Source organism: Methyloglobulus sp. (assembly GCF_046714055.1).
Lineage (GTDB): Bacteria > Pseudomonadota > Gammaproteobacteria > Methylococcales > Methylomonadaceae > Methyloglobulus.
In genome coordinates this window covers 1-3,403 of record NZ_JBKKBJ010000236.1, presented here as the reverse complement: position 1 = coordinate 3,403, position 3,403 = coordinate 1, and the positions used below count along the sequence as shown (strand labels likewise).

Here is a 3,403-nt window from a genome sequence, read left to right as displayed (position 1 = left end):
CCCGCGTCAAAGTTGAAGCAATGCACCCGAAGATTCAAACATTCGAATAGGCGCAAGCCGCAGCCGTATAGTAACTTGGCGATCAGGTTCACCGGTTCGTCGAGATGTTCAACAATCGTATCGATTTCCTCACGGGACAGCACTACCGGGATATAGGGCCGGCGTTTCGCCCTGGCGACGCCCTTGATTTCGCCGAATTCTTTTTTTAGCACGTGTTTATACAGAAACAACAGCGCATTAAACGCTTGATTCTGGCTTGAGGCAGACACCTGTTTAACCACGGCGAGATGGCTCAAGAAATCGACCACGTCCTGTTGATTGAGCGCTTCATAGTCCTTGCTTTTCGTAAAAGCCTGAAAATGTCGAGCCCAACTCCGGTACGACTTCAAGGTTTTCGGCGAATAGTGGCGAATTTTTATTTCGCTGTTGAGCGAGTCATAGACAAACACCCAACTGCTGCCGGTTTTGGGTCCCGCATACGCAGTTTGATTGATTTCATCCCGTGTTGCTGAGTTGCCTTGATTGGCCTTGGCATCGGTTTCCGTTGTCCCGGCTGGTACAATGGTCAAAGGCGCAGATTGATAACGTACTGAAATTCCTGATGAATTTACCTGTTGTGAGGCTTCGGTTGAAGCAACCGGGTTGTATTTCATGCGATAAAATAGCGTAATCGAATGCCCTGCTTGTTTTTGCTGCTGCTCGGATTGCCGTTTCTCTACCAGTTTATGTAAAAACCAGGACAAGCTTTCCGAACAATAAGGATCGTACTGATATTTATTGCAAAAATCCCAATAAAAACGCAGCCATTTTAAATAGGAAGCTCTGGCCTCGTCAGGAAATGATTTTCCAATCAATAAATCGTTAAATTTTTGCATTAAATCGGCAGGTAGCATGAGCATGTGGAGTTATCCCGGTCTGTTTATCATGCCTAAAATGTAGATTAAACCGTTTAGAAAATCTGGCACTGAAGCTCATTCTTGACAACTGGATTTGAAAAGGCGTATATTAGCCCGGTCTGGATAATAACTTGTTAGGCGTCGCGAGGAAAGTTGCGTGAGTGAGAAAAACAACAGTCGGACCTACAAAAAAGGAGACATATGATGAGGGTGACACGACTCGGCATTGTTAGCTTTTCTGCTTTGATTATTCTGTCCGGATGTCCTTCAGTAACGGGACTGACGCAGTGGAAGGAGCGGTCGCTTCTGAGCGCTGCGGACCCCGATAAGGCTTTTCGCGGAGCAGCTCAAGCTTTGGCAAACGTGGGGCAGGTGAAGGGCACAGATCCCTCGCTTGGTGCCGTCACTGGCGAGTGTGCACAAGATGTTGATGCTTCTGTTCTTGTCCAGCAGCGCAACGACGGAACGTGGGTAGTTGTCAAATCAAAGATGAATATCCCGGCAAATATGATGATGCTCGATAGTGGCCAGCGCGAGACATGCATTAACCGAATCTCCGATGAGTTACGCAAATCGGGCATCGTCCGTTAGTTCTAGCCCGACCGAGAACGGGGTCGAGTGGTGCAATCACGCATCGGCCTAACGAGGCACTTCAGCGGACGGCTTCGCCGCCGCTGAGTTCCGCGTTAGCCCCTGCAACCATTCGGCAAAGGATTTGTGACAATGAAAGATCAAATAGCTTGCAAGCCTGCGTTGGCCACACTAGCGGTCATTTCGTGGGCTGGCGTCCTGCTCCAATTCTGGCTATCTATCAACTTGGCTCTGGCCAACGGCAAAACTGTAGGCGACGGGATTGTCGTCTTCTTTGGGTACTTCACTGTTCTGACCAACCTGTTTGTTGCACTGGCCGCCACCATGCCCCTTATTGCCGGCTTCAGCCGTCTCGGGCGCTGGTTCGGGAAGCCCATGGTTCTTGGCTCCGCAACCGTGTCAATTCTTATGGTTGGCATCACGTACCTCCTCCTTTTGCGTAATGTCTGGCAACCGCAAGGACTGCAATTGCTCGCCGACATCGTGCTGCATTACGTGGTGCCAATATTGGCTTTGGCATACTGGCTCGCTTTCCCACCTCGCTCCAAGCTCGGCGTCCTGGCACCGCTCGCTTGGTGTCTTTATCCGATGGGCTACTTCGTATATGTATTCGCCCGCGGAGAACTGCTTGGGTCTTACCCTTATTACTTCATAGACGCCACGAGCTTGGGGTATAGCAAAGCAATGCTTAATTCTTTCGGCTTGCTGATCTCATTCATTGCTCTGGGTGCCGCTGTCCTTGCCGTCACAACACTCCGCAATCGCTTCCGCACACCGGCAAGCCCTGTCAGGCGCTAACAATTCATTCAAGCCGAAGCCGCTTCGCGGCTCGGCTTAATTCAGGCGTTAGACATAGTTCTGGAAACCAAAGGAGAAAACGATGATGAATCAAAACGCATTCACAATGGCTACGTTGATAGTTTTCGGCGTTTTCGGTTCGGCTCACGCCGCACCCTTAAGCGGTACTGGTTTTTCCGATTTTAATACCGGGGTCAGTGTCGATGGACAAGGCGGCTGGAGCTCGGACAACCCTGCGTGGGATGAGGAGGTGGTGCTTGATGCGACAAATTCAAATTACGTGTGGCGCGTATCGAATGCTGTGACTGCCGGCTCGTTCGGCGATATGCCTTTTGCACCTCGCCCCGGAGGTATTCCTGACGATACGGTGAATGATCCCGTCAACAGCGACCCGCTGTTCTTTGCGGGGGAAAGTTCCACAATGGCTTCGTTCAGGCAATTTTTGGGAGAGTTCTCCTTTCGCTCGGTGACTGGCACGGCCCAAACGGGTCTGAGGATAACGGTGAGCATCGACAACGGTCAGGGTGCTCGACAGAGTTTCGTCGCCGTTACAGATACTGGGTTCGGCATAGATGTTACGACCTTTGACCTCGACGAGGACGGGAATTTCCTCGGCCCGATCACCATCGCCCAAGACCTTTCGTATACAGATTGGCACACGATCGGCATGGAGGCCTTCTTCAAGGATGGAACCGACAATGACCGCGTCAAATACTTCGTTGATGGGAAGTTGGTGCATCAGGGACCGAGTTGGGAGCAGTTCTACACGAACTTCCAGGCCACCTTACACCCCTTGGGGGTACCGGTACAAACGCTTCTCTTCCGACTGTCTGGCCCTGCGGTCCCGGGCGTGACCGGCGACGGTTACTATATCGATAACGTCTTTACTTCCAACTCCAAGAAGCAGTGAAACCAACAGGGATGATGGTATAGCTTCCAAAAATGTCTAACCATCGCGTAGAGAGGGACGCGGCAAGAAGCGCCGCGCCCCTCACGCGAGCCCGTTAGCCCCTGCAACCATTCGGCAAAGGATTTGTGACAATGAAAGATCAAATAGCTTGCAAGCCTGCGTTGGCCACACTAGCGGTCATTTCGTGGGCTGGCGTCCTGCTCCAATT

The 3,403-nt window shown here is 51.4% G+C and carries 4 protein-coding genes; 3 read left to right on the top strand and 1 reads right to left on the bottom strand.

Features of this window, described 5'->3' with window-relative positions:
* The coding region (locus ACLQ6D_RS14120; protein WP_411727954.1) for a tyrosine-type recombinase/integrase at window positions 1-899 on the bottom strand (899 nt) is incomplete at its 3' end.
* A gap of 198 nt (window positions 900-1,097) precedes the next feature.
* On the opposite strand from ACLQ6D_RS14120, the gene ACLQ6D_RS14115 reads away from it, so the two are divergent.
* From ACLQ6D_RS14115 to ACLQ6D_RS14105, 3 genes are all read left to right on the top strand, one after another.
* Complete coding sequence (locus ACLQ6D_RS14115) at window positions 1,098-1,487, top strand: hypothetical protein (RefSeq protein WP_411727953.1); 390 nt, start codon at window positions 1,098-1,100, stop codon at window positions 1,485-1,487.
* Window positions 1,488-1,619: 132 nt separating this feature from the next.
* Complete coding sequence (locus ACLQ6D_RS14110; protein WP_411727952.1) at window positions 1,620-2,285, top strand: Pr6Pr family membrane protein; 666 nt, start codon at window positions 1,620-1,622, stop codon at window positions 2,283-2,285.
* Window positions 2,286-2,367: 82 nt separating this feature from the next.
* A complete protein-coding gene (locus ACLQ6D_RS14105; RefSeq protein ID WP_411727951.1) occupies window positions 2,368-3,195 on the top strand; it encodes a hypothetical protein in 828 nt (275 codons plus the stop codon).
* Window positions 3,196-3,403 lie beyond the last annotated feature (208 nt).

What these genes read in the sequence shown, in the direction of transcription:
- ACLQ6D_RS14115 (WP_411727953.1), top strand. Translation starts at nt 1,098, where the DNA reads ATGATGAGGGTGACACGACTCGGCATTGTTAGCTTTTCTGCTTTGATT.
- ACLQ6D_RS14110 (WP_411727952.1), top strand. Translation starts at nt 1,620, where the DNA reads ATGAAAGATCAAATAGCTTGCAAGCCTGCGTTGGCCACACTAGCGGTC.
- ACLQ6D_RS14105 (WP_411727951.1), top strand. Translation starts at nt 2,368, where the DNA reads ATGATGAATCAAAACGCATTCACAATGGCTACGTTGATAGTTTTCGGC.